The 26,364-nt window shown below is 62.8% G+C and carries 23 protein-coding genes and 9 pseudogenes; 9 read left to right on the plus strand and 23 right to left on the minus strand.

From position 1 onward, the window contains the following. Positions 1–247: 247 nt before the first annotated feature. The 7 genes and pseudogenes from QNJ43_RS03010 to QNJ43_RS03035 all read left to right on the plus strand — a co-directional run. Positions 248–664 (plus strand): annotated as a pseudogene (locus tag QNJ43_RS03010) (carbon monoxide dehydrogenase subunit G); the annotation flags it as partial. A gap of 297 nt (positions 665–961) precedes the next feature. Continuing rightward, positions 962–1,457: pseudogene (locus QNJ43_RS03015) on the plus strand ((2Fe-2S)-binding protein). Between the two features lie 148 nt (positions 1,458–1,605). After that, entirely contained in the window at positions 1,606–2,034 is a 429-nt protein-coding gene (locus tag QNJ43_RS03020) for a hypothetical protein (protein ID WP_300467314.1), read from the plus strand. Between the two features lie 20 nt (positions 2,035–2,054). Next, positions 2,055–2,762, plus strand: a pseudogene (locus QNJ43_RS26630) (molybdopterin cofactor-binding domain-containing protein); the annotation flags it as partial. 96 nt (positions 2,763–2,858) lie between these two features. Continuing rightward, positions 2,859–3,536, plus strand: a complete 678-nt coding sequence (locus tag QNJ43_RS26635) for a molybdopterin cofactor-binding domain-containing protein (protein ID WP_346432857.1) — start codon at positions 2,859–2,861, stop codon at positions 3,534–3,536. Continuing rightward, positions 3,500–3,733, plus strand: a complete 234-nt coding sequence (locus QNJ43_RS03030; protein WP_300467316.1) for a hypothetical protein — start codon at positions 3,500–3,502, stop codon at positions 3,731–3,733. Before QNJ43_RS26635 ends, QNJ43_RS03030 begins: the two co-directional genes overlap by 37 nt. A 102-nt stretch (positions 3,734–3,835) precedes the next feature. Further along, positions 3,836–4,633 (plus strand): xanthine dehydrogenase family protein subunit M, encoded by a 798-nt coding sequence (locus QNJ43_RS03035; protein WP_300467318.1) that lies wholly within the window; start codon positions 3,836–3,838, stop codon positions 4,631–4,633. 211 nt (positions 4,634–4,844) lie between these two features. Here QNJ43_RS03035 and QNJ43_RS03040 read toward each other — a convergent pair whose 3' ends face one another. The 8 genes from QNJ43_RS03040 to QNJ43_RS03075 form a co-directional block, all read right to left on the minus strand. After that, a complete protein-coding gene (locus QNJ43_RS03040) occupies positions 4,845–5,090 on the minus strand; it encodes a hypothetical protein (protein ID WP_300467320.1) in 246 nt (81 codons plus the stop codon). Between the two features lie 3 nt (positions 5,091–5,093). Beyond that, the gene (locus QNJ43_RS03045; protein ID WP_300467322.1) at positions 5,094–6,509 is read right to left on the minus strand and encodes a methyl-accepting chemotaxis protein; all 1,416 of its coding nucleotides are present in this window, start codon (positions 6,507–6,509) and stop codon (positions 5,094–5,096) included. 144 nt (positions 6,510–6,653) lie between these two features. Continuing rightward, the gene (locus tag QNJ43_RS03050; RefSeq protein WP_300467324.1) at positions 6,654–7,253 is read right to left on the minus strand and encodes a hypothetical protein; all 600 of its coding nucleotides are present in this window, start codon (positions 7,251–7,253) and stop codon (positions 6,654–6,656) included. A 327-nt stretch (positions 7,254–7,580) separates the two neighbouring features. Next, positions 7,581–8,078, minus strand: coding sequence for a methyl-accepting chemotaxis protein (locus QNJ43_RS03055; protein ID WP_300467326.1), 498 nt, complete (start codon positions 8,076–8,078; stop codon positions 7,581–7,583). Continuing rightward, positions 8,075–8,383 carry a hypothetical protein gene (locus QNJ43_RS03060; protein WP_300467328.1) on the minus strand — a complete coding sequence of 103 codons (309 nt, stop codon included), beginning with the start codon at positions 8,381–8,383 and terminating at the stop codon, positions 8,075–8,077. The genes QNJ43_RS03055 and QNJ43_RS03060 overlap by 4 nt, the downstream gene beginning before the upstream one ends. Positions 8,384–8,495: 112 nt before the next feature. After that, positions 8,496–9,296, minus strand: a complete 801-nt coding sequence (locus tag QNJ43_RS03065) for a cache domain-containing protein (RefSeq protein WP_300467330.1) — start codon at positions 9,294–9,296, stop codon at positions 8,496–8,498. Between the two features lie 301 nt (positions 9,297–9,597). Further along, entirely contained in the window at positions 9,598–11,118 is a 1,521-nt protein-coding gene (locus tag QNJ43_RS03070) for a cache domain-containing protein (protein ID WP_300467332.1), read from the minus strand. A 286-nt stretch (positions 11,119–11,404) separates the two neighbouring features. Next, positions 11,405–12,166 carry an SDR family oxidoreductase gene (locus tag QNJ43_RS03075; protein ID WP_300467334.1) on the minus strand — a complete coding sequence of 254 codons (762 nt, stop codon included), beginning with the start codon at positions 12,164–12,166 and terminating at the stop codon, positions 11,405–11,407. A gap of 687 nt (positions 12,167–12,853) precedes the next feature. On the opposite strand from QNJ43_RS03075, the gene bfr reads away from it, so the two are divergent. Next, entirely contained in the window at positions 12,854–13,339 is a 486-nt protein-coding gene (gene bfr, locus QNJ43_RS03080) for a bacterioferritin (protein WP_300467336.1), read from the plus strand. Here the strand turns inward: bfr and QNJ43_RS26640 are convergent. From QNJ43_RS26640 to QNJ43_RS03105, 6 genes and pseudogenes are all read right to left on the minus strand, one after another. Beyond that, positions 13,297–13,620, minus strand: a complete 324-nt coding sequence (locus QNJ43_RS26640) for a hypothetical protein (RefSeq protein ID WP_346432835.1) — start codon at positions 13,618–13,620, stop codon at positions 13,297–13,299. The genes bfr and QNJ43_RS26640 overlap by 43 nt on opposite strands. A gap of 109 nt (positions 13,621–13,729) precedes the next feature. Beyond that, positions 13,730–14,065: pseudogene (locus QNJ43_RS26645) on the minus strand (ATP-binding cassette domain-containing protein); the annotation flags it as partial. Beyond that, a pseudogene (locus tag QNJ43_RS03090) lies at positions 14,062–15,672 on the minus strand (ABC transporter permease). The pseudogenes QNJ43_RS03090 and QNJ43_RS26645, both read right to left, overlap by 4 nt. A 77-nt stretch (positions 15,673–15,749) precedes the next feature. Then, positions 15,750–16,490, minus strand: a complete 741-nt coding sequence (locus tag QNJ43_RS03095) for an ABC transporter substrate-binding protein (protein ID WP_300467338.1) — start codon at positions 16,488–16,490, stop codon at positions 15,750–15,752. Positions 16,491–16,493: 3 nt separating this feature from the next. Beyond that, positions 16,494–16,964 (minus strand): hypothetical protein, encoded by a 471-nt coding sequence (locus QNJ43_RS03100; RefSeq protein ID WP_300467340.1) that lies wholly within the window; start codon positions 16,962–16,964, stop codon positions 16,494–16,496. 144 nt (positions 16,965–17,108) lie between these two features. Further along, positions 17,109–17,550: pseudogene (locus QNJ43_RS03105) on the minus strand (Lrp/AsnC ligand binding domain-containing protein). A 185-nt stretch (positions 17,551–17,735) separates the two neighbouring features. Between QNJ43_RS03105 and putA the strand changes: the two are divergent. Beyond that, positions 17,736–20,832: pseudogene (gene putA, locus QNJ43_RS03110) on the plus strand (bifunctional proline dehydrogenase/L-glutamate gamma-semialdehyde dehydrogenase PutA). A 153-nt stretch (positions 20,833–20,985) separates the two neighbouring features. Here putA and QNJ43_RS03115 read toward each other — a convergent pair. The 9 genes and pseudogenes from QNJ43_RS03115 to QNJ43_RS03140 form a co-directional block, all read right to left on the minus strand. Next, on the minus strand, positions 20,986–21,483 hold the full coding sequence (locus tag QNJ43_RS03115; RefSeq protein ID WP_300467342.1) for a hypothetical protein: 498 nt from the start codon (positions 21,481–21,483) through the stop codon (positions 20,986–20,988). Positions 21,484–21,505: 22 nt separating this feature from the next. After that, positions 21,506–21,904, minus strand: coding sequence for an ATP-dependent helicase C-terminal domain-containing protein (locus tag QNJ43_RS26650; RefSeq protein ID WP_346432858.1), 399 nt, complete (start codon positions 21,902–21,904; stop codon positions 21,506–21,508). After that, positions 21,847–22,476: a hypothetical protein gene (locus tag QNJ43_RS26655; RefSeq protein ID WP_346432836.1), complete on the minus strand. Its 630-nt coding sequence runs from the start codon at positions 22,474–22,476 to the stop codon at positions 21,847–21,849. Before QNJ43_RS26655 ends, QNJ43_RS26650 begins: the two co-directional genes overlap by 58 nt. Next, complete coding sequence (locus QNJ43_RS26660) at positions 22,463–23,668, minus strand: helicase-related protein (protein ID WP_346432837.1); 1,206 nt, start codon at positions 23,666–23,668, stop codon at positions 22,463–22,465. Before QNJ43_RS26660 ends, QNJ43_RS26655 begins: the two co-directional genes overlap by 14 nt. Then, on the minus strand, positions 23,634–23,819 hold the full coding sequence (locus QNJ43_RS26665; RefSeq protein ID WP_346432838.1) for a hypothetical protein: 186 nt from the start codon (positions 23,817–23,819) through the stop codon (positions 23,634–23,636). Before QNJ43_RS26665 ends, QNJ43_RS26660 begins: the two co-directional genes overlap by 35 nt. 161 nt (positions 23,820–23,980) lie before the next feature. Then, on the minus strand, positions 23,981–24,520 hold the full coding sequence (locus QNJ43_RS03125) for a glucokinase (protein ID WP_300467344.1): 540 nt from the start codon (positions 24,518–24,520) through the stop codon (positions 23,981–23,983). A 13-nt stretch (positions 24,521–24,533) separates the two neighbouring features. Then, positions 24,534–24,986: pseudogene (locus QNJ43_RS03130) on the minus strand (glucokinase); the annotation flags it as partial. Beyond that, positions 24,983–25,393 (minus strand): methylglyoxal synthase, encoded by a 411-nt coding sequence (locus tag QNJ43_RS03135; protein ID WP_300467346.1) that lies wholly within the window; start codon positions 25,391–25,393, stop codon positions 24,983–24,985. The gene QNJ43_RS03135 and the pseudogene QNJ43_RS03130, both read right to left, overlap by 4 nt. A 64-nt stretch (positions 25,394–25,457) precedes the next feature. Next, positions 25,458–26,340: pseudogene (locus QNJ43_RS03140) on the minus strand (DUF1194 domain-containing protein). Positions 26,341–26,364 lie beyond the last annotated feature (24 nt).

Here is a 26,364-nt window from a genome sequence, read left to right on the forward strand (position 1 = left end):
TGATCCGTGATCCGTGATCCGTGATCCGTGATCCGTGATCCGTGATCCGTGATCCGTGATCCGTGATCCGTGATCCGTGATCCGTGATCCGTGATCCGTGATCCGTGATCCGTGATCCGTGTATTAGGCGAGCGCCAGAATTCATCGATCATAATACCTTGGCATGATTGAACTTTCGGCTGAATGGCCGTTTTGTTGAAAACTGCTCGCAAGAAGATCGTTCTGGAGGAGTACGTCCGCGATGGACATGAAGGGGGAATATCGTATCCCGGCGCCGCGCCAGAAGGTGTGGGAGGCGCTCAACGATCCGGAAATCCTGAAGATTTGCATTCCCGGCTGCGAAAGCCTGGAAAAGACGGGCGAACATGAAATGGCCGCGGAGGTGACCGCGAAGGTCGGCCCGCTCAAGGCGCAGTTCAAGGGAGAGGTGAGCTTCGAGAACATCAACGCGCCGGAAAGCTACACCATCACGGGCGAGGGCAAGGGCAAGGGCGGCGTCGCCGGCTTCGCTAAGGGCGGTGCGGACGTGCATCTGGCCGAGGAGGGCGAGGCGACCGTCCTCACCTACGAGGCCTATGCCCAGGTGGGCGGCAAGCTGGCCCAGCTCGGCTCGCGGCTGATCGATTCAACGGCGCGCAAGATGGCGGACGATTTCTTCGGTAAGTTCTCTGAGCTTCTCGGCGGTGCGCCTCAGGGCGCGGGCGATCATTCGATCGCCGGTGTGGTGGCTGAGGTCGAGAACGCCATGGAGGACACGGTGCGCGATGCGGAGGAATGGTTGGAGGTGGAGGCCGGCAAGGGCACGCTCGGCGACCCGATGGTCTGGGGCCTGATCGGCCTTGCCGTGCTGATCGTCATCATTCTGATTGCGAATATTGTGAGAGGTCTGACGGCACGCCGCATGCCGGGAAGAGGGGCTGCGGCGTCGCCGGATATTGATGCAGAAACGGGAGGATTATCTATGGCTACGGTTTCCATGACCGTGAACGGCAAGGCCGTCACGGGCGAGGTCGAAGGCCGGACGTTGCTCGTGCAGTCCCTGCGCGAGGGGCAGGGGCTGACCGGCACCCATGTCGGTTGCGATACCTCGCAATGCGGGGCCTGCGTCGTTCATGTGGACGGTAAGGCGGTGAAATCCTGCACCATGCTGGCCGCCCAGGCGGACGGATGCACGGTCACCACAATCGAAGGGCTGGCCAGGGGCGACCAGCTTCACCCCGTGCAGGCAGACCGCGTTCCGCGAACATCACGGACTTCAGTGTGGCTTCTGCACGCCCGGCATGATCATGTCCGCGGTCGACATGATCGAGCGCTACGGCGGCAAGCTCGACGAGGCGACCATCTGCCACGAGCTTGAAGGCAATATCTGTCGCTGCACCGGCTACCACAATATCGTCAAGGCCATCAAGGCGGCCGTCGGCGAGATGTCCGGCACCGTGGCGGCTGCGGCCGAATAGCGAAAACCTCTGAGATTTTCAGCGGGCGGGTCAGCTGTTCGCGAAACGGATTTCGTGTCTGAGAAAAGCCCGGGCAAGGGCTCCGGATATGCGTGACGCTTCAACGGGGAAGGCTCTCGACGTGAGCGGCCGCCCAGGGAGGATTGAAATGGGAGTTGTTGACGGCTTCGGCGTACGCCTGCCGCGCAAGGAAGACAAGCGATTCATCACCGGCAAGGGCCGGTATACGGATGACATGAGTCTGCCGCGCATGGGCTATGTGGCCTTCGTGCGCAGCCCCTATGCCCACGCCAAGGTGATGAATATCGACGTATCCGAGGCGCAGGCCATGCCCGGCGTCGATGCGGTGCTGACGGGGGCGGAACTGGTGGCCGACGGGGTCGGCAATCTCATCTGCGGCTGGATGATCCATTCCAAAGACGGCACGCCGATGAAGATGGGCGCCTGGTCGGCGCTCGCCACCGACACGGTGCGGTTTGTCGACCAGTCGGTCGCCATGGTCGTGGCCGACACCTATGCCCAGGCCCGCGATGCGGCCGAGGCGGTGATGGTCGATTGGGAGAACTCACCACCGTGACCACCACGGCCGCTGCCCTTGTGCCCGGCGCTCCGCAGATCCATCCCGAATGTGAAGGCAATCTGATCTACGACTGGGAGATCGGCAACGAGGCGGCGACGGATGCGGCGATCGCCAATGCCGCCCATGTCACCAAGCTCGACATCACCAACAACCGTCTCGTGCCCAATCCGATGGAACCGCGCGCGGCTGTTGCCGACTACGATGAGGCGGAAGAGCATTTCACGCTCTGGACCACGTCGCAGAACCCGCATACCGCGCGGCTGGTCCTGTCCGCCTTCCACAACATCGCACCGGAGCACAAGCTGCGTGTCATCGCGCCCGACGTGGGCGGCGGGTTCGGCTCCAAGATCTACGTCTACCCGGAAGAGGTGGCGTGTCTTTGGGCTGCCAAGAAGACCGGACGTCCCGTCAAATGGGTGTCGGATCGCACCGAAGCCTTCCACACCGATGCCCATGGCCGCGACCATGAGACAACGGCGGAAGTGGCCTTTGACGCCGACAACTGGATCACCGGTTTCCGGGTCAACACGACGGCGAATTTCGGCGCCTACATGTCGCTCTTCTCCTCCGCCGTGCCGACCTAATCTCTATGCGACGCTGCTGTCGGGCCAGTACACCATGCCCGCGATCTACGCCAACGTGAAGGCGGTCTACACCAAAACACCACGCCGGTCGATGTCTATCGCGGCGCAGGCCGTCCCGAGGCGACCTATGTGGTGGAACGCATGATGGAGGTCGCCGCGCGCGAACAGGGGCTCGATCCGGCCGAACTCAGGCGCAAGAACTCCGTGACCGAGTTCCCGCATCAGACCCCGGTCATCATGTGCTACGACGCTGGCGACTACGACGCCTCCGTGCGCGCCGCACAAGAGGCGATCGACTATGCCGTTTTCCCCGCCCGCAAGGCGGAGGCCGCAAGCCGCGGCAAGCTGCGCGGCATCGGCCCCTCCTGTTACATCGAGGCCTGCGGCATTGCTACGTCCAAGGCGGTCGGCTCGCTCGGCGCGGGCGTGGGCCTGTGGGAATCGGCGGAAATTCGGGTCAATCCGGTTGGCACGATCGAGGTTCTGACGGGCTCGCACAGCCACGGCCAGGGTCATGAGACGACCTTTGCCCAGCTCGTTGCCGAACGTCTCGGCGTCGGCACCGATACGGTGCAGATCGTCCACGGCGACACCGATAAGGTGCAATTCGGCATGGGCACTTACGGCTCTCGCTTCGGTGCTGTCGGCATGTCGGCGATCTCCAAGGTGCTCGACAAGGTCGAGGCCAAGGCCAAGAAGATCGCCGCGCACCTGATGGAAGCGGCGGAGACCGACATCGTCGTGGAAGAAGGCGCCTTCAAGGTTGCGGGCACCGACAAGCAGCTTTCCATGACGGAGGTGGCGCTTGCCACCTACAAGGCTGTGCCTACGATGCGGAGTTCGGTCAACTCACCACGGCGTCCTTCCAGGACTACTGCATGCCGCGTGCCGACGATCTGCCCTACTTCAAGGTGATGACGACGGAAACGGTCTGTCCGGGCAATCCGCTCGGCATCAAGGGTTGTGGCGAGGCGGGCGCCATAGGTTCTCCACCCGCAATCATCAACGCGCTCACCGATGCGCTGGGCACCGAGGAGCTGACCATGCCCGCAACGGCGGAAAAGGTCTGGCGTCTGGCTCAGACCGCGCGCGTACCGATGGCTGCCGAATAGGCATCGATACGTCCGCCGCGACCCGGTTCGCCGGGTCGCGGCCACCGATGAATTACCGGCCCGCCCAAAACGTGGCGTGGCCTGAAATGGGAAGGGACATCCATGTACGCGACAAACTACCATTGCGCCGGCAGCGTCAACGAGGCGACGGGGCTTCTGACTGCCAATGACGAAGCCAAGATCCTGCCCGGGGGCCAGACCCTTATTCCGACGATGAAGCAGCGCCTTTCCGCGCCTTCCGACGTGATCGACATCTCGCGCATCGAGACGCTGCGCGGCGTCGGCAAAGATGGTGACGCCTATGTCATCGGTGCAGGAACCCGGCATGCCGAAGTGGCCGGACACGCCGGGTTGCAGGTCGACATCCCCGGGCTGGCGGCCCTTGCGGGCAAGATCGGAGATCCGCACGTGCACCATCGCGGCACCATTGGCGGCTCCATCGCCAACAACGATCCGGCGGCCGACTATCCGGCGGGCATGCTGGGGCTGGGAGCGACGATCATCACCAGCAAGCGTGAGATCGCGGCCGATGACTTCTTCACCGGCCTTTTTGAAACCGCGCTTGACGAGGACGAGATCATCACCACCGTCAGGGTGCCGGTCCCGCAGAAATCGTCCTATGCCAAGTTCCCGAACCCGGCTTCGCGATATGTGATGGCGGGCGTGTTCGTGGCGAAGCTGGCCGATGGCTCGGTTCGTGTCGCCGTCACTGGCGCCGGGGCGGACGGCATCTTCCGCGTCCCGGAAATGGAAAGCGCCTTGTCCGGCAACTGGTCGGCCGATGCGGTCGCCGGAATTGCCGTCAGCCCGGCGGATCTTCTGGGCGACATTCACGGCTCGGCCGAATATCGCGCGAACCTCGTCACCGTCATGGCCAAGCGCGCGGTGGTAGCCGCCTAGAGCTGACGGAAGTAATCGAAGGGAAGCACCTCTCCCCATGGGAGAGGGGGCGGAGACGGTCCATTCCATAGACGATGAAACGCTCTGATACGGGCGGCCGATCGGCCTCAATATTCACCGGGTCGAAAACGACGAAGGGCGGGATCCTGATCCCGCCCTTTTGCATTTTGTCCGGCATTGCTGCGACGGTGTCAGGCCGCGGTCACGTCCTTCAGGAAGCGGTCGATCTGATTGCGCAGGGATCCGTCTTCTGGGAGACGTCGTCGCTTGAGACGCGGACAGACTGTGCGGAGTGCGTGGTCCGGTCGACCACCTCGGTGAGGCTCTCCATCTCCGTGCTGATCGCGCTGGTGTCGCGCGTCGCATCTTGCACGCTGCGGCTGATCTCGGTCGTCGCCGAGTCCTGCTGTTCCACGGCAGCGGTAATGGCGGAGGTGTAGCTGTTGACCTCTTCCATCGTTTACGCGATCTGCTGGATCGCCTTCACCGCCTCGTCGGTGGAGCCCTGGATGTCGGAGATCTGGGCGGAAATCTCCTCCGTCGCCTTGGAGGTTTGGGTCGCGAGATCCTTCACTTCCGCGGCCACCACAGCAAAGCCCTTGCCAGCTTCTCCGGCGCGCGCGGTCTCGATCGTGGCGTTCAGCGCGAGCAGGTTGGTCTGCTTGGCGATGTTCTGAATGGGGTCGATTACCTCGCCGATCTTGTGGGCCGATTCCGCCAGCGAGGCGACCTTGCTGTTCGTCTCCTGCGTGTCGGTCGTGGCCTTGCCGACGACATCGGTCGTCATCTTGATCTGGCGGCCGATTTCCCCGATGGACGAGGCCAATTCTTCCGCAGCATTCGCGACCGTCTGCACGTTCTGCGATGCGCCCGTGGAGGCGCTGGCGGCATGTGCGGTGCGCGAAGAGGCATTCTCCGCGATTTCCGACAGGTCGTTGGCGGTGGTTCCCATCGTGTCGATGCTGCCGGAAACGGAGGCCAGCAATTCCTGAACCTCGGCGCGGAAGTCCGCGATGAGGGTTTCGACGCGGCGGCGACGTTCCGCATTCGCCTGTTGCTCGGCCTGCTTGGCCTCCTGCAGGCGCACGCGCTCCACGGCGTTGTCGCGGAAGACCCGCACGGCCCGGCTCATGCCGCCGATTTCATCCTGACGCTCGGTGCCGAGGATTGTCACGTCGGTATCTCCGGCGGCCAGACGGTCCATGGTTTCCGTCAGGTTGCGTGTCGGCCGTATGGTGCGCGACAGAACGAATGCGATGGCGCTGGCCGCCAGCACGACGATGATCAGCGTGCCGCCGATCTGCCAGAGCGCATTGCGCCCGGCCTGCTGGGTGGTTTCGCTGCCGCGGTTGGTCATGTCGGCGATGCCGATGCGAACTTCCTGCGACATTCCGTCCAGAACCGCACTTTGGTCAACGAGAGCCGTGCGCAGGCCGATGAGCTTCTCGAAGGAAGCGCGCATGTCGGTGACCTGAAGTTCCAGCTTGTCCAGAGAACCGCGCAACGTTTCCGCCGACGGATCGAGCGGCGACAGGCTGAGCAATTCCAGCGACATGGCATCGTTGGCCGCTTTCAGGGCGTTCAGCGCTTCAAGCGGTTTCTCGCCCGTCATGTCCTTGCGATCGCTAACGAATGCGTGGAACTTGGCTTCCGTCGTCAAGGCTTGCGTGATGATGTAGGTTGCCGCGCGCGCCAGCTGGGAGAACTGTTCGTCCTTGGCGCCGATCTCGTCAAACCGGCGACGCCCGGCATCGACCAGGCCATAGACTGCATCGCGAAAGGCGTTGGCTGCATCGAGAGTCGCGCTCCCGCTCGTGCGGACCCGCGTTTCGAGGCCGTAAAGCGTGGCGAAATCCGTGGTCCCCGAAAGCTCCACGATATTGGCGCGATAGGCGGTGAGCTTGTTGGCAAGATCCTGGGTGGCGGCCTCCTGCGGGCTGCCCTTGCCGGCCTTGGCGAGATCCTTCGCCAGCGGTTCCAGCGCTTCGGATTTCGCAAGCGCCTGCTTGGTGGCGTTGCCCTATGCGCTGCCGGAGAAATAGCGCTGAACCAGAAGCAGGTTCTCGATCGTGCGCGATGTCAGCCGCGCCAGCGTATCGACGCGCTGCAACTCGGCCTGATTGGTCGCCAATTCCTTGTCGATCTGGTGACGGACCTGTTGGATGGACTGGCTGAAAGCGCTGGCCGCGGTGTCGAGCGCGGTGGACTGGTCGAGAAAATCCGTCAACGTTTCGTTTCGTTCGTCGATAATCCGCGTCATCTTGGCGAAGCCCTCGGCGAGCGAGGCGACCGACTGTTCGGCCTTGCGGATCCCGCTTTCGCTTTGAACGGCGTCGGCGTTCTGGGCCATCTGGGAGAGCTGTCGCTCCAGCTCGGTCGTTTCCGTCTCCACCGCCTTCAGGAGCTCTGGCGTGTGCTGCTGCATGTAGGCTTCGCGCGCCGCGGAAATTTTCTGGAGCTGGTTCACCGCTTCGGTGGATTCGGCCGTCAATTCCATGCGGCCGTTCAAGGACATGACCGCCAGCACGCCTGCAAGGCCGATGACGACGGAAAGGACTAGGACAAGCGCGAACCCGCCGCTGATCATCGCTCCGATAGGCAAGTTCAAGAGAAAGTCCATCTTCTTTGACATGTTCGCTCTGGAATCCCATTGAAGAATGGGCGCGAGGGTGATCGGAAAATGAGAATAATCGGTAAATAGTCGGGGTATGAGGGTCTCCGTAGGAAAGAACAGCTACGGCACTCTGCGGATGACTGTTTGTATTTCTCGAGAAAGCTTATGGTGGCCTCGATCAATGAGTATCAAAGGCGCGTCGCAGATGGCTATCGCCCGCCGAAAAGCGCTCGTAGCGAGGGGGGGCGCAAAATGAAAACGGCCGGACGATTTCCCGCCTGGCCGCTTTCATGGTCTTGTCTGTCCGGCCCCGCCTGGCGCCTGCGGCCCTGATCAGGCCGCGTTCGCTTCCGTGAGGAACGTGTTGATCTCGCGCCGCAACTGTTCGGTCTTATCCGCCATGGCCGAGGAGGCCTGAAGCACGGTTTCCGCGGATTCGTTGGTCTGCGCCATCGACTGCGAAAGCGTCTCCATGTTGCCCGTGACCGAGACGGTGCCGCGCGCCGCCTCCTGGACATTGCGCGAGATTTCCGAGGTCGCGGCCCCTTGCTCTTCCACGGCGGCGATTGCGGAGGTGTATCCATCCACATCGCCCATGGTCTGCGTGATCTCCTTGATCGCGATCGCCGCATCCTGCGTTTTGTGCTGGATCGCGGAGATCTGGGCGCTGATCTCTTCCATCGCCCTTGAGGTCTGGTTGGCCAGTTCCTTCACTTCCGTCGCCACAACGGCAAAGCCCTTGCCTGTCTCGCCGGCGCGCGCCGCCTCGATCGTGGCGTTCAGCGCCAAGAGGTTGGTCTGCTCTGCGATGTCCTGAATGAGGCCGATCACCTCGCCGATCTTGTTGGCGGCGTCGGCAAGCGAAATGACCTTCTCTCGTTCGTGGAGGAGGCGCCTGCCGTTGCGCGGGCGACGATTTCCGTCGTCTGTCCGACCTGTTGGCTGATTTCCGTGATCGATGCCGCCAGTTCCTCGACCGCCGAAGCGACCGTTTCCACGTTGTTGGTCGCTTCCTGACTGGCATTTGCCGTCTCATGGGCCCGGGTGGAGCTTTCGCCCGCAATGCCCGTCAGCGAGCGCGCCGTATCTTCCAGCCCATGTGCCGTATCCTCGACCGACTGGATCAGTGACTGCACCGTGTCGCGGAAGCTGGCAATCCGCGCCTCCGTCCTCTGCGCGCGTTCCTCTCGGGCGGCCTGAGCACGCTCCTGCTCGGCGGTCCGTTGGTGACGTTCCTGGCTGCGCTCTTTACAGTGTCTCCACCGCCTTGGCCATCTCTCCGATCTCGTCGACGCGCTGAGCGTGGGGGACGACTGCCTCCAGATCGTCATGGGCGATGCGGCGGGCTATCCCGGCCAGCACGGTCAGCGGACGAAGCATCTTGCGCGTCAGCACCACCGTGGCGCCGATGGCGATCACCAGGATCAACCTGAACGCGATGGAGAGCGAGGAGAGCATCTTGTTGATGACCGCAACGATCCGGGCCTTGCGAACGCCCGCGTAGAGAATGCCGACCGGCTCGCCGCTTGCGGAAAAGATCGGCTTGTAGATCGTGTAGTAGGGCTGGCCGAGAATGGTGACCTCGCCGCGGAAGGTTTCAGCCTTGGTGATAACGGGATAGACCGCCCCGTTCTTGCCCAGCGGAGTGCCGACGGCGCGCGATCCGTCCGGCTTCACGATGTTGGTCGTCTTGCGCCAGAAGTCTTGACTTTCCGGATCCCAGAGGAAAACGGTCGCCGTCTCGCCCGTCATCCGGCCGATCGTGTCGATCATGTCGTTATTGGCGAAACTGGGAATGTCGCTGACGGAAATGCGGTCGATGCTGTCGTCGTCGCCCCAGGTGACCTTGGCCCCGGCAACGTCCCGCTGGAAGATCGTGGCGGCGACACGCAGCGAGGTGTCCTGTCGTGCGGTCGCCTCGTTTGCGACCTGATTGGATAGGAGCAGGAAGATAACATAACCGGTGATTGCAAAGGCAGCCGTCATCAAGACTGCGAAAGTCGTCACCAGAGCACCGACGAGCTCCAGTCGACTGATGTTGAATTTCATGATGATTTACTCCGGCTTCGGCGTAATCGATCGATGTCTAAATTGGGAGAATATGTGAAAATAAAGTAATGAAAGTTGCCTTAATATAATTGATTAATTAAATATACGTATAATTCAACATTTTAGATATAAATAATAAAATTAAATAAAGTTGTATTTATTGTGCGTTATCTATTCTGGAAATGTCAGTTAAATATATAAGTAATTTTTAATATTGTCATATACTGTAAGGGAATTTGTGGAGGGCATGGGCTGAACGCCCTCCGCGGTCTTGGCCTTGCGTCAGGCTGCGGCGACGTCCCTAAGGAAGTCCGAGATTTCGCGATGGAAATGCGACGCGTTGTTTGCGGCTCCCTTGGAGGCGTTCAGTACAGCTTCCGCGGATCGGTTGGTTTCGTTCACCGCCTGATCCAGTTTGGAAATGCTCGTGACCACCACATGCGTGTGTTGGGCGGCATTCTGGATGTTCCGGTTGATCTCGTTCGTCGCCGCGCCCTGTTCCCTCCACGGCGGTGGCGATGGCGGCGGTGTATTCGTTCATGCTGCCCACGGTCTTGCTGATGTGACCGATCGCGGCGACCGCTTCGTCCGTCGAGGACTGGATGGCGGCGACCTGCGTGCCGATTTCCTCCGTGACCTTCGAGGTCTGGGGTGCCAGTTCCTTCACTTCAGCCGCCACCACGGCAAAGCCGTGACCGGCCTCGCCCGCGCGGGCCGCTTCGATGATCGCGTTCAGCGCCAGCAAGTTGGTCTGCTCGGCGATTTCCTGGATGAGGGAGACGACATCGCCGATCTTCTGAGCGGTTTCCGCGAGGCTCGCCACCTTGTTGTTGGTGGATTGTGCGGCCTCGGTTGCCTCGATGGCGATATTGGTGGTGCGGGCCACCTGCTGCGAAATCTCGGTGATGGAAGAGGCCAGTTGTTCCGACGCGCTGGCAACCGACTGGACGTTGTCCGAAGCTTCCTCCGAAGTACCCGCGGCCTCGCGGGCCTGTTCTGCGCTGGCCGTCGCCACTCCGTCCAGGCTGAGCGCGGTCGACTCCAGGCCGGAATTGGTCTCTTCCAGCTCTCCGAGCAGGCGCTGCGAGGTGCCGCGAAAGGTTTCCAGCAGGGCCTCGGTACGCTGCTGGCGCTGTTCGCGCGCCACGTGGTTGCTCTGCTGCTCCTGTTCGAGCCGGTCCTGCTCGATCGCGTTGAGCCGGAAGATCTCCACCGCCCGCGCCATGTCGTCAATCTCGTCGGATTTCTCGGCTTCCGCGATCGTGATGTCCTTGCGGCCTTCGCGCAGGCTGTCCATGACGCTGCCGAGGTTTTTAAGCGGCCGCGTGATGGAGCGCACGAGCACGAAGGAAGCTGCGGCAAGAGCCAGCAGGATCGGCAGGGTTATGAGCGAGGTCGTCAGGATGCGGTTCCAGAAGATCGCTTCGATGTTGTCGACATAGACGCCCGTACCGATCAGCCAGTTCCAGGGCTTTAAACCGGTCACATAGGAGACCTTGGCGATCGCCTCGTCGCTGCCGCCCTTGGGCCAGTAATATTCGGCCGGACCCGCCCCTTGCCTCTTCACGACGTCGACGAACTTGCGGAAGAACTTCATCCCGTTGACATCCTTGATGTCCAGGACATTCGTTACCTCCAGCTTGCGCACGGAGCCGTGCATGATCATCTCGCCGTCGAGCGTGTTGATCCAGAAATACTCGTCATTGCCGTAACGCAGGTTACGAATCGTTTCGGCGGCTCGCGTCTTGGCCTCGTCTTTAGAGATGGCGCCGGAGGCAGCGAGGGCGTAATTCGCCTCCACGATCCCGCTCATCGTCTCCACGGTATGTTTTCAATTCAGTGGCGTGCTGGTCGTAGAGACTCTGCCGCTGCTGCGTGATGATCAAGGCGGCAACGGCCACCATCCCAAGTACCGAGGCTCCGACCAGCGTGGTCAGCCGCATGCCGACTAACGTACGTAAAATTTTCCACTAGGGAAGGCTGGTTGGGGAGTAATACGCATGTGCGTCACCTCCCGCAAGGAAAGCGCGCGGACACACTCCGCACGCATCCCTTTTGCGGATTGCGGAAAAGGCGCGCGCGGGGCGTTGCGTTGACGAAAAGCCGCTTCAGACGTGCTGGCCGCCGTTGATGTGAATCTCGGCTCCGGTCACGTAGGAGCTCGGCGCGTTACACAGGAAAAAGATGGTTTCAGCCACCTCGTCCGGCCTGCCGAGCCTGCGTAACGGGATCTGTTCGACCAGCTTTTCTGTTCCCGGCGACAGGATTGAGGTGTCGATCTCACCGGGCGCAATGGCATTGACGCGAATACCGTAAGGTCCGAAGTCGGCGGCCATCTCGCGCGTCAGCGAGGCAAGCGCGGCCTTCGAGGTGGCATAGGCTGTGCCGGCGAAGGGATGCACCCGCATGCCTGCGATGGAGGTAACGTTGACCACCGAGCCCGCCGCTGCGCGCAATTCCTCGAAAAGGCCGCGCGCCAGCATGATCGGGGCGAAGAAATTGACCTGGAAGACTGTGCGCCACAGCTCCATCGGGGTGGTCAGGGAGTCCAGTCGTCCACTGTTCTCGTCCTTGGGACTGATCGCCGCATTGTTGATGAGCGCGTGGAGTTTGGAGCCTTCCTCCTCCAGACGCTCGCGGATTTCCGCCACGGCGATATCGATCGCCTCGGGATCGGACAGGTCGATCTGGATGTGGTCTTCCGGTCCCATCGGCCAGGGGCATTTGTCGGAAAAGGGCTGGCGCGAACAGGTGATCACGCGCCAACCGGCGGCGGAAAACCGCTTGACCGTCGCATGGCCGATGCCCCGGCTCGCGCCGGTAAGCACGACCGTTTCGCGAGCATCACGCAGACTGTCGGAATCACTCATCTCGGTTGCCTTGCATAATCGAGTGTCGCACATACGTTAGACCGGTTTGGAGCGGAATCGAACCGGTTTGATCGGAACGAGAAGACTTTGGCGCGAATATTCTGCGTGACCGGCCCAGCCCCGATCTGACGGAGCGGTTTCCCTTCGTCCGGGGGCTTCCCGAACGCGGCGCGTTCCCGGCATATTTCGATCCGATTGAATCAAACCGATCGACAAGGGCTAGCTTAAGGTATTGATCTTGATTTCTTTCTTGTCAGTCAAATGGTTTCTCTCGAATACGAAGCACTTTAGGATGCGTTCGAGGAGCGTGACACCCTATCGCATCGCAACGCACGCCGTCACGCCGCAATGTGCCTCGGGTAATTCGTCGATGATCATATGTTCCTGCAACGTGCTGACCGACAAGGATCTGGAGAAGGCGGCTGCCGAAATCCGGGACGATCCCTCCGGTCGCATCGTGACGCCTGGAGGCTGCTTCAAGAAGCTGAACTGTCGGCCGAAATGCGGCAACTGCTTTCCCATGGTTGTGCAGGTTATTCATCGGAGTTATAATAATTCTAAACTACGCGAGTCCAAACCGGAAACGCCGCGTTGGTGGGGTGTCGACCCTGAAGAGCCGATGATCCCGGAAGGCGCTCCCGGCCGGACCAGCTCCCCAAAGGCCCCTCGGAAAAAGGAACCTCGGCGATGAAGGGTGAACCGGAAGTCATTGAATATATGAACAAGGCGCTGCGTCATGAGATGACGGCGGTCAACCAGTACTGGTTGCACTATCGGCTCACCGAGGATTGGGGCTTTGCGAAGTTCGCCAAGAAGGAGCGTGAGGAGTCGATCGAGGAGATGCAGCACGCGGACAAGCTGGTCCAGCGGATCATCTTCCTGGGCGGGCATCCGAACATGCAGAGCCTCGACCCGCTGCGGATCGGCCAGAACATCCGCGAAGTGCTCGATTGCGATCTCGCCGGTGAGTATTCCGCCCGCGCGCTTTACAAGGAAGCCCGTGAGTGCGCCCACGACAAGCGCGACTACGTCACCATGCACATGTTCGACGATCTGATGGCCGACGAGGAAGGTCATATCGACTACCTCGAGACCCAGATCGAGCTGCTGGAGGCGATCGGCGTCGAGCGCTATATGCAGACACAGGCGGCCCCGGCGAACGAGGCGGAGTAATCTCCTCTCGCATTCCCAACAGGCTTCAAAGAACGGGCGGTCTTATCCGCCCGTTTTTTATGATCTTCGCCTTCTGGCGCAGATAGCGTAACGAGGGGGCCACCCGCGGCTTCCGCATCGCGCGCATCGTGGGTGACGAGCAGGGTCGGCAGGCGCCGTTCTTGCGCCTTGGAAAAGACAAGTCGGCGGATCTGATCGCGCAACGCCATGTCGAGCTTGGAAAACGGCTCGTCGAGCAGAAGTGCTCGAGGTTCCGACAATAGCACTCGCATCAGCACCACCCAGGCGCGCTGGCCGTCGGAAAGGGTGCCGGGGTCGCGGTTCTCCAGCTTCCTCCATCGAGATGTCAGTGAGTGCGGCTCGTGCCCGCTTTCGCCACTCCGTTCGTCCCACGCCTTGCGGAACCGCGAACATCAGGTTCTCGATCATCGACATGTGCGGAAAGAGCAGATCATCCTGAAACAGCAGCCCCATGCGCCGCGTATGCGTGGCGAGCGCAGTGATGTCCTTGCCCGCCATCATGACGCGACCCGTTCCGGAAAAGGCGGGCGGCAGAAATCCCGCGATATAGGCAAGCAGCGTCGATTTGCCGATCCCGCTCGGGCCCATGACAGTGAGAACCTCGCTGGGGCTGACGACCGCATCGAAGCCGATGAGCGGACGGTCCGCACGCAGGATGCGGATATCCTCAAGGACCAGATCCTTCGTCTCGGGGTGCGCGCTCATCGTCCCGCCCTCATGCCTTGCCGATTTCTGAATAGAGCTGCGGGAACGGCGAGCGCCAGCAGAAACCCGGCAAAGGGCAGGGCCGCCTGCACGAGCGCATAGACGGCGATCAACCCGCGATTGCCGCCTGCCGCAAGCGCCACGGCTTCCGTCGTGACGGTCGAGAACCGTCCCCCGCCGATGAGCAGGGTCGGCAGATACTGGCCGACGGATACGGCAAAGCCCACGGCGGCGGCTGTCAATGTCGCGCGGATCAGCATCGGCAATCGCACACGCCAGAAGATGCGAGCGGGCGTCGTGCCAAAGCTTGCCGCCACTTGTCCGTAGCGCGGATCCCACGCGCGCCACGGATCGCCGAGCGACAGGAACACATAGGGCAGCACGAAGAGAAAATGGACGAAGGCGGGCCCCGCCGCACTCGTGCCGAAGCCTGCGGCAAGCAGAAGGAACTGCAGCCCGAACAGAAACGCCACCTGCGGCACAAGGAGCGGGATGTAGATGAGCCCGAGCGCGGCATCCCCTGGACGCCGCCCGGTGCGCACCTCCCGCTCCAGGCAGGCGATGGTGAGGACGAGCGCGAAAAATATCGCAATGAGCCCGAGCCACAGGGTCGTACCGATCGGGGAAGATTCCTCCGGCAGCACGCGAAGCCAGGTCCTGAGAGAAACGCTCGGAGGCAGGGCATCGGGAAACGGCCAGCAGCCAGAGAGCGATCAGAGCCCCAGCACCACAAGGCCGAGCCCCATGAAGGCGATCGGCAATTCCGCAAGCGCGGCAACCGCAATCCGGACCGAGCTGTCACGGGCGCAACGCCGACCGAGTGCGCCGACGAGCCTTTCGCCGAGGAGCCAGCAGATGATGGCTCCGGCCGTGACGGCGAGTTGCAGCATGGAGCCTGCGGAGGCGGTGAAACGAAGGCTGAGGTCGGGATCGTTCATCCAGCGGGTGAGTTGCACCGCGAACGGTGCGGGCCGGATCGGGCCGAGGATGATCGCGACGTCCACGACCGATGAGGCATAGGCGATGACCGCGAGGATGGGCAGGCGGATCTGCGGATAGAGCAGCGGCAGGACCACCTTGAAGAAGCCCGCGAACCGCCCGTATCCGAAACTCGCCGCGATCTGCGATAGCCTCATGGCCCGGACCTGCGGCACGGCCGCCAGCGTCATCAGGAACAGAAACGGCGTCTCCTTGGCAATCAGTCCCGCCATCATCGTCAGGCCCAGCGGATCGTGCACGACGAGAACGTCCGGCGGGCGGGTCAATCTCGTCGCCCAGGGCGACAGAAGCCGCATGATCCAGCCCGACGGTGCGATCAGAAAGGCAAGTGCGAAGGCAGCTGCCGCATGTGGCACGGACAGGAGCGGCGACAAGGCGCGTTCCATCAGCGCAAAAAGCCGCGTCCCGCCTCATGCGGCAACGAAGAGCTGCACCAGCGCAAAGGGACAGAACGCCGTTATCAGCGCGCTCGCAAAGCTGAGCGCAGCGGACTGCGCAATCCCCGGTATGGCGGCGAGATCCCTGAAGGGGGCGAGCGTGAAGCCTGTCCCCCCGAGGATCGGCAGGTAGCCGAAAGCGGGCAGGGTGACACCTGCGATCCCGGCCATCACCGGGCCGAGAAGCACCAGAACGGTGAAGCTTGGGGCCAGACGGAGGGTGAAACCAGGGCCGAAACTCGGTGCGCTCATTCGATGCCGTATCGTGCCGACCAGGCCCGTTCCAGCCGGGTCATCCAGCTCTGGTGCGGTTCGGGCAAGGTCTTGCCGAGCTCTTCCGGCGAAAGGGTCGCGATGCCGAGATCGAGCGCATCGAACCGGGCCTTGTCGGGGCCGCGCAGCTTGTCGACGGCAAACACGGTCAGATCGCCCCAGATATCAGGATCCTGCTTGCGGGCCTGGGCCTCCGGCGACATCAGGAAATTGGCGACAACCATGGCGCCGGCCGCAGCGCTCGCGTTGAAGGGGATGGCGAGGAAGTGGGTATTGCCGATGGTGCCGCCGTCCAGAACATAGGTGCGCACCGTATCAGGCAGTTCCCCGTTGGCGATCGCGTTGGAGGCAGCGGCCGGGTTGAAGCTGAAAGCGATGTCGGTCTCGTTGTCGGTGAGAAGCCGGCGGAGCGCGCTGCTGTTTTTGGGAAAGGCCCGGCCCGCCCGCCACAGATTTGGATGGAGCGCGTCGAGATAGTCAAAGAGCGGAGCGGTTGCGGTCTTGAAGTTCGCATCCGTGGCGGGAGCCTTCAGGAGATCCGGATCGGGCGTCAGTTCGTAAAGCTCCTGCTTCAGGAAAGTCGAGCCGTGGAAATCGGGCGGCTGGGGGGATAGGTGAAGCGGCCGGGATGAGCCTGGGCCCATTCCAGCAGCGCGCCTTGAGCACGGCGGAGTTTTGACGCGCGTGGTGTCATAGAGAAAGACGAGCTGCGCCATTCCCTAGGGGGCTTCGGGCCCGTCGGTGGGAACCGTGAAATCGCTGGCGACAGTGGGCTTGCCGGAAACGTCGACGTATTTCCAGTTCGGCAGCTTGTTCGCCCAGCCGTTTTTCAGGAGAAGGCCCTGCCGCTTCAAGGCGGCGAAGTTCTCGCCGTTGATCCAGACGAGGTCGATGGCGCCGTCCTCGGTCTGCCCCGTCGCTTTTTCCGCCAGGACCTGACTCACCACATTGGCGGTGTCGTCCACCTTCACCTGTTTCGGGGTGACGCCGTAGCGCGCGCTGACCTGTTCGCCCGCCCAGCGGATATAGGCGTTGATGCGCGGTTCTCCGCCCCATGCGTGGAAATAGACGATCTGACCTTTGGCCGCATCCAGAAGGGTCGGCCAGTTCTGTGGATCGGGTTCCGCCGCCCGCCCCGGGGAGGCAAGCAGCAACAGCATGGTGAATGCCGCCACAACGGCGCGAAACATGGAAACGGTCCCTCCTGTCCGACAGGGCCGGATCACCGACCTTCAGGCACGTTTGCATGTGTTCGTCGCCGGGTGAAGGTCACCACATAGCTTGGTGAAAGGCGCGAGAGGTCCGCTCAGGAGATCGCCGTGAGAGAGCAGGCTTCAGATTGGCAGGACGGAGGTGTCCTTCACCTCTTCCATCATCATGAATTTGTTCGTCTCGCGCACGCCCGGTAGCTTCAACACGACATCGGACAGGAACTGGCCATAGACTGGCCATAGGCGGCCATGTCCGCGACCCGGCTTTTCAGCAGATAATCGAAACCGCCCGCCACCATGTGGCACTCCAGAACTTCCGGTACGTCGTGGACGGCCTGTGAGAAGGCGTCGAACACGTCCGGCGTGGTCCTGTCGAGCTTGATTTCGACGAAAACCAGCAGGCCGAGACGATCTTTGCCGTATCCAGCCTCGTTGTGAAGCCGAGGATGTAACCCTCGCGTGTGAGCCGCTTCACACGCTCCGATGTGGCGGTCGGAGACAGGCCGATCCGCTCGGCAAGCTGCGTCGTAGTGATGCGGCCGTCGGCCTGCAGCTGAGCCAGGATTTTCCGGTCCTATTTGTCGAGATCCGTAAAAACCGCTATTAATTCATCCATTTCCAGAAAATCCTCGGAATTTTCGGTCGCATTTGGCGGATAACACTATTGCCTTCGAGCTATCTTAGCGGAAGAGCAGTTTGGAGATCCCTAACGTGAGCACTCTTTCTTACCAGCCGGCCGCGCGCGTCGATATGACTCAGCCCGCACCTGCCCCGTTCCGCGCCGACTATGCTCCGGACGATGAGATGCTCGTCCAGAAGTTGAAGGAGTGAACACGGCTCGACCCGCTTGCCGAGCAGCGGATCAATACAACCGCCGAACGCTATATCGACGTCATCCGCACCACCCGTTCCGGGCTCGGTGGTGTGGAAGACTTCCTGCGCGATTACGGCCTGTCGACCCGCGAGGGCCTGGCGCTGATGGTGCTGGCGGAAGCCCTGTTGCGCGTGCCCGATGCGATCACCGCCGACAAGCTGATCGAGGACAAGCTCGCCGACCGTCTCGGCGGACAGCGACCGAAATCCGATACCTGGCTCGTTTCCGCCTCCTCCTGGGTGTTCGATATTTCCTCGCGCCTGCTGCATCTGGGCAATCCGCCGGAAACGATCCTGCGCCAGCTTACCAAACGTTTCGGCATGCCTGCCATGCGCACGGCGACGCGCCAGGCCATGCGGTTGCTCGGTCACCAGTTCGTGCTGGGTGAGACCATCGAAAACGCGCTCGATCGCGCCCGCACGATGGAATCCAAGGGCTATCGCTATTCCTACGACATGCTGGGCGAGGGCGCGCGCGCCGCAGCCGATGCCGACCGCTATTTCGAAAGCTATGCGGCCGCGATCTCAGCGATCACCAAACGCGCCGGCGATCGCGTGCTTCCCGACCGGCCGGGCATCTCGATCAAGCTTTCCGCCCTCTATCCGCGCTATGAAGCGGGTAATGGCGAAGAGGTCATGGCCACGCTCGTGCCGCAGCTCATCGAGCTCGCGCGTTATGCCAAGGCGAAGGACCTGAACTTCACCGTCGATGCGGAAGAGGCTGATCGGCTGGAACTCTCGCTTGACGTTTTCGCTGCAACTCTGGCCGATCCCTCGTTGGCCGGCTGGGAAGGTTTCGGGCTGGCGATCCAGGCCTATCAGAAGCGGGCGGTGGACGTGGTCAGCCATATCCACGATCTCGCCAGCGCTTATGACTGCCGCCTGATGGTGCGCCTCGTCAAGGGCGCCTACTGAGATACGAAGATCAAGCGCGCCCAGGAACGCGGGCTTGACGACTACCCCGTCTTCACGCGCAAGGCGACAACTGATCTCTCCTATCTCGCCTGTGCCCAGCGCATGCTGGCCGGGCGAGACCGGATCTATTCCCAGTTCGCCACCCATAACGGGCTGACGGTCGCGCAAGTTCTGGAATTCGCCTCGCCGGTCGACCGGTTCGAGTTTCAGCGCCTGCACGGCATGGGGGAATCCCTCTTCAAGGCGGTGGTGGAGGAGGACGGCCATCCCTGCCGCATCTACGCGCCCGTCGGCGGTCACCGCGATCTGCTGGTCTATCTGGTCCGGCGTCTGCTGGAAAACGGCGCCAATTCCTCCTTCGTTGCTGCCGTCGGCAATCCGTCGAAGTCGATGGAGGATCTGCTCAAGCGGCCCGCGGCCTATCTGGAGTCGGACAGCGCCCGCAACCGCCAGATCGTTCGGCCGCGCGCGATCTACGGCGACCGCGAGGATTCAGCCGGTGCCGAATTCGGACATACCAAGGAGCGCGAGGCGCTCTCCGCCGGGATCGCCGAACAATCCTTCCCGATGGTCGAGGCAACAGCCCTGATCGGCGGCAAGCCGGGAACGGGCGAGCCGCGCTCTGTCGTCTCTCCGGTCGACGGCAGCACGGTTGCGGGAAGCGTGGCGGAAGCCACGTCGAAGGATGCCACCAAGGCGATCGACGTCGCCGCCAAGGGCTTCAAGACGTGGTCGCGTCTACCGGTGGAGGGGCGTGCTGCCGCGCTCGACCGGATGGCGGATCTGCTGGAGGAAAACCGCGACCGCATCATGGCGCTTCTGGCCGTTGAGGCGGGCAAGACGCAGGCCGACGGAATGGCGGAAATCCGCGAGGCAGTCGATTTCTGCCGCTACTACGCGGTGGAGGCGCGTGAACTCTTTGGTGCGGGCAAGCTGATGCCGGGGCCGACGGGCGAGGAGAACCGCTATCGCTTCTGTGGGCGCGGCGTCTGCCTTTGCATCTCGCCGTGGAATTTCCCGCTGGCGATCTTCATCGGTCAGATCGCGGCAGCTCTGGTTTCCGGCAATGCGGTGGTTGCCAAGCCCGTTCCGCAGACGCCGCTCGTCGCCTTTGAGGCGACGCGCCTTCTGCACGAGGCGGGCGTGCCGAAAGAGGCGCTGCAACTCGTTCCCGGCGGCCCGGCCCATCGGCGCGCCGCTCGTCGAGGATCCGCGTATTGCGGGTGTCGCGTTTACCGGCTCGACGCAGACGGTCCAGGCCATCAACCACACGCTTGCTGCGAAAGACGGGCCGATCGTGCCGCTGATCGCGGAAACGGGCGGCATCAACGCCATGGTGGTCGACGCCACGGCGCTGCCGGAACAGGTGACCGACGACGTCATCATGTCGGCTTTCCGCTCCGCCGGTCAGCGCTGCTCGGCACTCCGTCTGCTCTTCGTGCAGGACGGGGTCGCCGACCGGATGCTGTAGATGATCGCGGGAGCGGCGGCCGAATTGCGGCTGGGCGACCCGAAACTGGTCTCTACCGACGTGGGGCCTGTCATCGACGTGGAAGCGCGCAATCGCATCCAGTCCCATCTCGACCGGATGCGCGCGGAGCAGACCATCCGCTATGCGGGCAAGGCCCCGGACGGGGCACTGGCGGGAGGAAGCTGGATGCCGCCGCATATCATCAAACTGGACAAGCCGGAGGCGCTGGAGCGCGAGGTTTTCGGCCCGATCCTGCACGTGGTGCGCTACAAAGCGGACAAGCTCGGCGAGGTGATCGAGAAGATCGCCTCCACCGGCTACGGTCTGACGCTCGGCGTTCACAGCCGTATCGACACCACGGTGAAGCAGGTCGTTGATGCCCTGTAGGTCGGCAATGTCTACGTGAACCGCAACATCATCGGCGCGGTCGTCGGCACCCAGCCCTTTGGCGGCTCGGGATTGTCGGACACGGGACCGAAGGTGGGCGGCCCGAACTATCTGCCGCGTTTCGCGCTGGAATAGGTGATCTCGATCAACACGGCTGCGGCAGGCGGCAACGCGAGTTTGCTCGCGCAGGCCGAGGAATAGGCGAGGGGGCTGTCCTTCGAGCCGGTTCTTGCCAACCTGTCCACCGTCATTGCCCGGCGAAGTCCGGGCAATCCATCGGGCCGCGGTTTAAGCTGGGCGTGCTGGATCCCCCGGATGAAGCCGGGGGATGACGACGGAGAGATGGTTACTCGCCTAGTCCATCTCTCCGAAAACGATCCGCGACCGCTCCTCCCCGAGCCGCACCACCACAGCCTTGTCGCCGGGCGCGCACGCTACGGGCCGTAGGCCCTCCGGCGCGATCTCTTTCGCGTCCGACGCCGATGCGGTATCGAGCGTCGTGCTGCGTTCGAACCGGGCCAATGCGAAGGTGTCGCCTGTCCGTGTGACGAGCGCCCAATGGGCCTCCTCGCCGCCATAGGTTCGCGTGAGCAGGAAATCGTTGATCCGCGCAGCATCGAGCGCCGTTTCCGGCACGCGCTTTTCGTGCGGGGGAAGCACGCAGGCCGTATCGAGATCGTGTTTGATGAGGTCGGCCACGCGCACCGGCTTGTTTAAGGGCAGCGTTTCCAGATCCGTCCGACTAATCGGCGGGGCCGACAGCATCATGTCCATACCGGCAAGCGCCACGATCCCGAGGTCGGAGGCGACGACGGCGGCAAGTCCGAGACGTTTCGGCCATTTCGAATGCATGAGCGTCTCCTCCCGTCATGGATCAACTGCGCGGCTTTGCCCGCCGGGTCGCCTGGGCTGAGGCCGGATCGTCCGGCCAGGGGTGCTTGGGATAGCGTCTCTTCATATCGGCTTTTACGTCCGACCACGATCCGACCCAGAAACCGGGAAGATCGCGCGTGAGCTGGATGGGGCGCTGGGCGGGCGAGAGCAACTCCACCATAAGCGAAATACGCCCGTCAGCCACCGTGGGATGCCGGTTCAGACCGAACAATTCCTGCACGCGGATGGAAATAAGGGTCCCCGGATCCGCCACGTAATTGATGGGAACGCGCGAGCCCGTCGGCGCTTCGAAATGGCTCGGTGCAAGCCGGTCGATCTCTGCTATCCGTCCCCATGGCAGCAAGCCGCCAAGTGCCTGACCGAGCCGCTCCGCATCGATATCGGCGAGCGAGCGGGCCCCTGCAAAATAGGGCGCGAGCCAGTCGTCGAGCGAGGATTGAAGCGCTTCGTCGGAGAGGTCCGGCCACGGCTCTCCCAGATTGGTGCGAAGATAACCGATCCGCGCGCGCAGCCGCTTTTGGTTCTTCGATCAAGGCAGACGGGGCAATGCCCGCGATTGCGCACAAGATCGACAAGCGCCGCCGTAATCCGTTCCGGATCGGGATCGTCGATCCGCTGTTCCTCGAGGATCACCTTGCCGAGCCGTCGGATCCGCCGCGCCTTGATCGTATCGGAGCCCGGCTGCAGGCGTACCTCGTCGTGCGCGACGATGTGTCGGGCGAAATCCTCTTCGATGTTTTCGCGCGCAATCGGGGCGGCGAGGAGAATGCGGGCGTGTTGCGCGCTGCCCTGCACCTCGGCAATTGCTAGAAAGGGGTCGCTCGCCAGAGCATCCGCTTCCTCAAGCTGCGCCCCGCGCCCATTGGCCAGCCGATCGGGGAAGGCCAGTGCCAGAACCCGGCCCGCTTCCTCGATATCTCCGTCGCCGAGCCGCGCCTCAATGCGTTTCAACCATTGTGCCGCAAGCGCCTTGGCATCCTTGGATCGGCCTCCGCTCTCCCGATGCAATCGCCGCAGCCGCTCTCGCAGATCGCTTGATGTTCCGCCAAGCCCGCGTTTGGAAACGATGACGGCGATCTCCGCCGCCAGCCGTCCGCGTCCTTCGTGGGCAGCGCGGAGGATCATGTGGGCGAGACGCGGATGAAGCGGCAGCCGCGCCAGAGCCTCGCCGTCGCGCGTCACCCGGCCTTGCCCGTCGAGCGCATCGAGATCTGTCAGAAGCTGCTTGACCTCCGCCCAGGCGCCTGCGGGCGACTGATCGGGAAAGGCGAGGGCATCGGGTTCCCACGCGCCCCACTGCGCCAGATCGAGCACGAGCTGGGCGAGATCGGCTTCCAGAATTTCCGACCGACCGATCATGCTCGGCAAGCGCCGTCGTCTGCGCCTCGTCCCAGAGCCTGTAGCAGACACCCGGTTCCGTTCGCCCGGCACGCCCACGCCGCTGGTCGGCCGCAGCGCGCGAGACCTTCACGGTCTCAAGCCGCGTCAGATCTGTTGCGGGCTCATAGCGCGGCACGCGGGCAAGGCCGGTGTCGATGACGATCTGAACGCCCTGGATGGTCAGCGACGTTTGCGCGATCGATGTCGCCAGCACGACCTTGCGCAGTCCGTCCGGTGCAGGCCGGATTGCAGCATCCTGCTCGCGGCTCGTCAGCACGCCGTAGAGCGGGGCGACGGTCACGTTGTCGGGTAAGCGCTCGCCGAACATCTCCGCAACCCGGCGGATCTCACTCTGTCCGGGCAGAAAAACCAGGATGGAGCCCGTCTCTTCCGACAGAGCCGTGCGCACGGCTTTCACCGTCTCCGCCTCCATCCGCTTGGAGGGATCGCGGCCGAGATAACGGGTCTCGATCGGATACATCCGGCCCTTGCTCTCGATGACCGGAGCCTCACCCAGAAGGGCGGCGACCTTGGCGGCATCGAGTGTCGCGGACATGACCAGAAGGCGCAGGTCCTCGCGCAACGCCGACTGCACGTCGAGCCCCAGCCCCAGCCCCAGATCGCCGTCGAGACTGCGTTCATGGAATTCGTCGAAGAGCACGGCGGCGACGCCCGGCAGATCCGGATTGTTCAGGATCATGCGGGCGAAAACACCTTCGGTGACGACCTCAATGCGCGTGCGTGCGGAAACCTTGGTTTCCATCCGCATGCGGTAGCCGACGGTTTTCTCCCACCTTTTCGCCGAGCGTCTCGGCCATGCGGCGGGCAGCGGCGCGGGTCGCCAGGCGGCGTGGTTCCAGAACGAGAATTCGGCCGTCGTCGCGCCACGGTGCATCGAGCAGCGCCAACGGCACGCGCGTCGTCTCGCCCGCGCCGGGGCTTGCGACCAGAACGGCGTTCGGCGCAGCCTCTCAAGCGCGCTCAGAAGCTGAGGCAGGACCTCTTCGACGGGTAGGCGGCGCGTCCATGCGCACTCCGGCTCAGGAAGTGGAAGAAGCTCGCCACATCCGCCCGATCAGATCGATGGCGAAGCGTGAGGGCGTGCGCGCAAAGCCCGCCAGTCCTTCAAGCGCCGGTTGCGGGGGTGCTTGATGATGAAGGTCGGGATCGTCTTCATGATCGCCTCGTGCAGCGCCTTGACCTCGAACGATGCCCGGAAGGGACCGTCCAGCAGGAAGCTCTCGATATGGGGCGGAATGCCGCCGGCCAGATAGATGTCACCGCGCGCCAGCGTCATCAGCGCCATGTCGCCTGAGATGCGGCCGAGTGCGGCGGTGAAGAGTTCGAGGGTCTTTTCCGCCAACTCATCGCCGTGACGCGCGGCCGCGACGACTTCGGCTGCGACTGAAAACTGCGGTGTCTTGCCGTCCGCGCGCGCAACGGCTGCCGCCAGCCGCACCATGCCGTCGCCGCTGATCACCTGTTCGGCCCCGATGCGGTCGCCCTTGCGCTCGATATGCGGCCAGATCCGGTATTCCTCTTCGCTCACAGGCCCCAGTTCCACATGGCCGCCTTCGCCTAGGATCGGAACCCAGCGGTCGGCGGCATGGATCATGCGTGCCCGCGCCGAGCCCGCTTCCGGGACCGACCACGGCCTTGGGAGCAAAGGGCACGGGTTCCCCACCTGCGATCTGCGTGAGGTCCTTGTCCTCAAGCGTCAGCAACGAAAGTGCCTGCGCCTCGAAATCGTTGAGGAGCACGACCGTATCGAACCCGAGCTCGCGGATTAGTTCTTTTGGGTCGACCGTCCACGGCGTATTGGTGAGCTTGGTGCGGTCGCCCTGGATCGGCCCGGCCATGGCGATGACGGCGGTGCGCGGAATGAGCGATGTGTGGGCCAGCACCTTGTCTGCGATGACCTGCGCCAGCCCTTCCGGGTGATCGCGCGTATGCGCGGTGATCACCTCGGGCAGGTCCGCATGCGCGTCGGAGACGACGGCAAAGCGGGCGTTGGTGCCGCCGACATCGGCAACAAGGATGGGGAAGGAAAAGGATTGAACGTCGCGCGAAGTGGATATCATTGCGATGGCGTGCTTTCCGGATCTGCGGTTTCCGCAATCGTACTGATAACGGCTTCGGCCGTCGCTTGGTTCAATGCCATGGGTATGTCATAGACGATGGCCAGCCGCGTCAAAGCCTTGACGTCGACATCATGAGGCATCGGCGTGAGTGGATCGGCGAAGAAGATCAGGGCGGAAAGTCGTCCGTCGGCGATCATTGCGCCGATCTGTTGATCGTCGCCGAGCGGGCCGCTCTTGACGGGCGTCACGTCGAGATTGGGACAGGCTGCCTTCACCCGTGCGCCCGTCGTACCGGTGGCGACCAGGTGGAAGGGGGCAAGTTTTTTCTCGTGCTGGCGAACGAAAGCGACAAGGCTGTCTTTCTTGGCGTCGTGGGCGACGAGAGCAAAAGCGGGACGATCTTGCATGGGCACACTTTACCTTATTCCCCATGCCGGTTTAGCCATTACAGCGTCTGATTGAAAGCCTTTCTCAACGCCAGTTCCAGTCGCGATCTTGTATATGTTCGCGCCAGATGCGCTCTCCGCTCAGGCAGAATTCCCGATCCTGAGGCGAAAACGCTGCGGGTTGAAAGGACGCCGCTGCGTCGCTTTCCGCAATTTCCATGACGAGTTTCCGCCGTACCGCTTCGGCGAAGGCGTCAATGTCGCGTACCGGTATGGAAAAGGCTCCGACCCCGCCGATTGAGCACCACCGGCAGGTCGTTGATGACGATGCCCGACGACAGAACCGCGGCGCGGGCCTCCAGCACCGGCATGCCCTGGTTGTTGGGGCCGTCGCTGGAGATATCGATGATGCGCCTGAACGGATGCTCGTCGAGACGATCCAGCACCTATGCGCCGTAGGTGAGCGCGCTGCTGATCGAGGTGCGATAGGCCCGCCGGACCGGTGCCTCCGCAAGCGCGTCGGCGAACTCCTCCGCCGATCTCTGGTCGGAGATCTCGTGCCAGTCGACGAGCGTGAACTGGGAGGAGGCCCCGGCCCATTCCACATAGGCAACCGCGATCCGGCTGGTGAGCCCGCTTGAAATCGCCTTGAGAACCTGCGGCGCGGTGATCGCGGAAATGTAGCCCAGCCGCTGGAGGCGTTGCTCGTCCTCGTCCATGGAATAGGAAATGTCGACGGCGAGAAATAGGGCGAGGATCGAACCAGGGCGCACGGAACCGCTCCAACTACTGGTGCGGCTGATCGGCTCCGGTCGCGCAAGATCGAAGGCGCGCGCGGTAGGTGACTGAACTTCCTCCTCGCGTGCGAATCCCGGCGCCGACCGCCTTCGCCGCTGCGGCCTCAAATGACCGCGTGGCTCCCTGGCGGCTCTCAGTCTGGCAGAGCCGTGCCGGGGTGCAAAGCACATGTTGGTGCCATGTTTACCCAACGA

The organism is Breoghania sp. (assembly GCF_030066895.1).
Classification (GTDB): Bacteria; Pseudomonadota; Alphaproteobacteria; order Rhizobiales; family Stappiaceae; genus Breoghania.

What these genes read in the sequence shown, in the direction of transcription:
- QNJ43_RS03020 (WP_300467314.1), top strand. Translation starts at nt 1,606, where the DNA reads ATGGGAGTTGTTGACGGCTTCGGCGTACGCCTGCCGCGCAAGGAAGAC.
- QNJ43_RS26635 (WP_346432857.1), top strand. Translation starts at nt 2,859, where the DNA reads ATGTGCTACGACGCTGGCGACTACGACGCCTCCGTGCGCGCCGCACAA.
- QNJ43_RS03030 (WP_300467316.1), top strand. Translation starts at nt 3,500, where the DNA reads ATGCCGCGTGCCGACGATCTGCCCTACTTCAAGGTGATGACGACGGAA.
- QNJ43_RS03035 (WP_300467318.1), top strand. Translation starts at nt 3,836, where the DNA reads ATGTACGCGACAAACTACCATTGCGCCGGCAGCGTCAACGAGGCGACG.
- QNJ43_RS03040 (WP_300467320.1), bottom strand. Translation starts at nt 5,090, where the DNA reads ATGGAAGAGGTCAACAGCTACACCTCCGCCATTACCGCTGCCGTGGAA.
- QNJ43_RS03050 (WP_300467324.1), bottom strand. Translation starts at nt 7,253, where the DNA reads ATGGACTTTCTCTTGAACTTGCCTATCGGAGCGATGATCAGCGGCGGG.
- QNJ43_RS03065 (WP_300467330.1), bottom strand. Translation starts at nt 9,296, where the DNA reads ATGAAATTCAACATCAGTCGACTGGAGCTCGTCGGTGCTCTGGTGACG.
- QNJ43_RS03075 (WP_300467334.1), bottom strand. Translation starts at nt 12,166, where the DNA reads ATGAGTGATTCCGACAGTCTGCGTGATGCTCGCGAAACGGTCGTGCTT.
- bfr (WP_300467336.1), top strand. Translation starts at nt 12,854, where the DNA reads ATGAAGGGTGAACCGGAAGTCATTGAATATATGAACAAGGCGCTGCGT.
- QNJ43_RS03095 (WP_300467338.1), bottom strand. Translation starts at nt 16,490, where the DNA reads ATGGCGCAGCTCGTCTTTCTCTATGACACCACGCGCGTCAAAACTCCG.
- QNJ43_RS03100 (WP_300467340.1), bottom strand. Translation starts at nt 16,964, where the DNA reads ATGTTTCGCGCCGTTGTGGCGGCATTCACCATGCTGTTGCTGCTTGCC.
- QNJ43_RS03115 (WP_300467342.1), bottom strand. Translation starts at nt 21,483, where the DNA reads ATGCATTCGAAATGGCCGAAACGTCTCGGACTTGCCGCCGTCGTCGCC.
- QNJ43_RS26660 (WP_346432837.1), bottom strand. Translation starts at nt 23,668, where the DNA reads ATGGAAACCAAGGTTTCCGCACGCACGCGCATTGAGGTCGTCACCGAA.
- QNJ43_RS03125 (WP_300467344.1), bottom strand. Translation starts at nt 24,520, where the DNA reads ATGATCCATGCCGCCGACCGCTGGGTTCCGATCCTAGGCGAAGGCGGC.
- QNJ43_RS03135 (WP_300467346.1), bottom strand. Translation starts at nt 25,393, where the DNA reads ATGCAAGATCGTCCCGCTTTTGCTCTCGTCGCCCACGACGCCAAGAAA.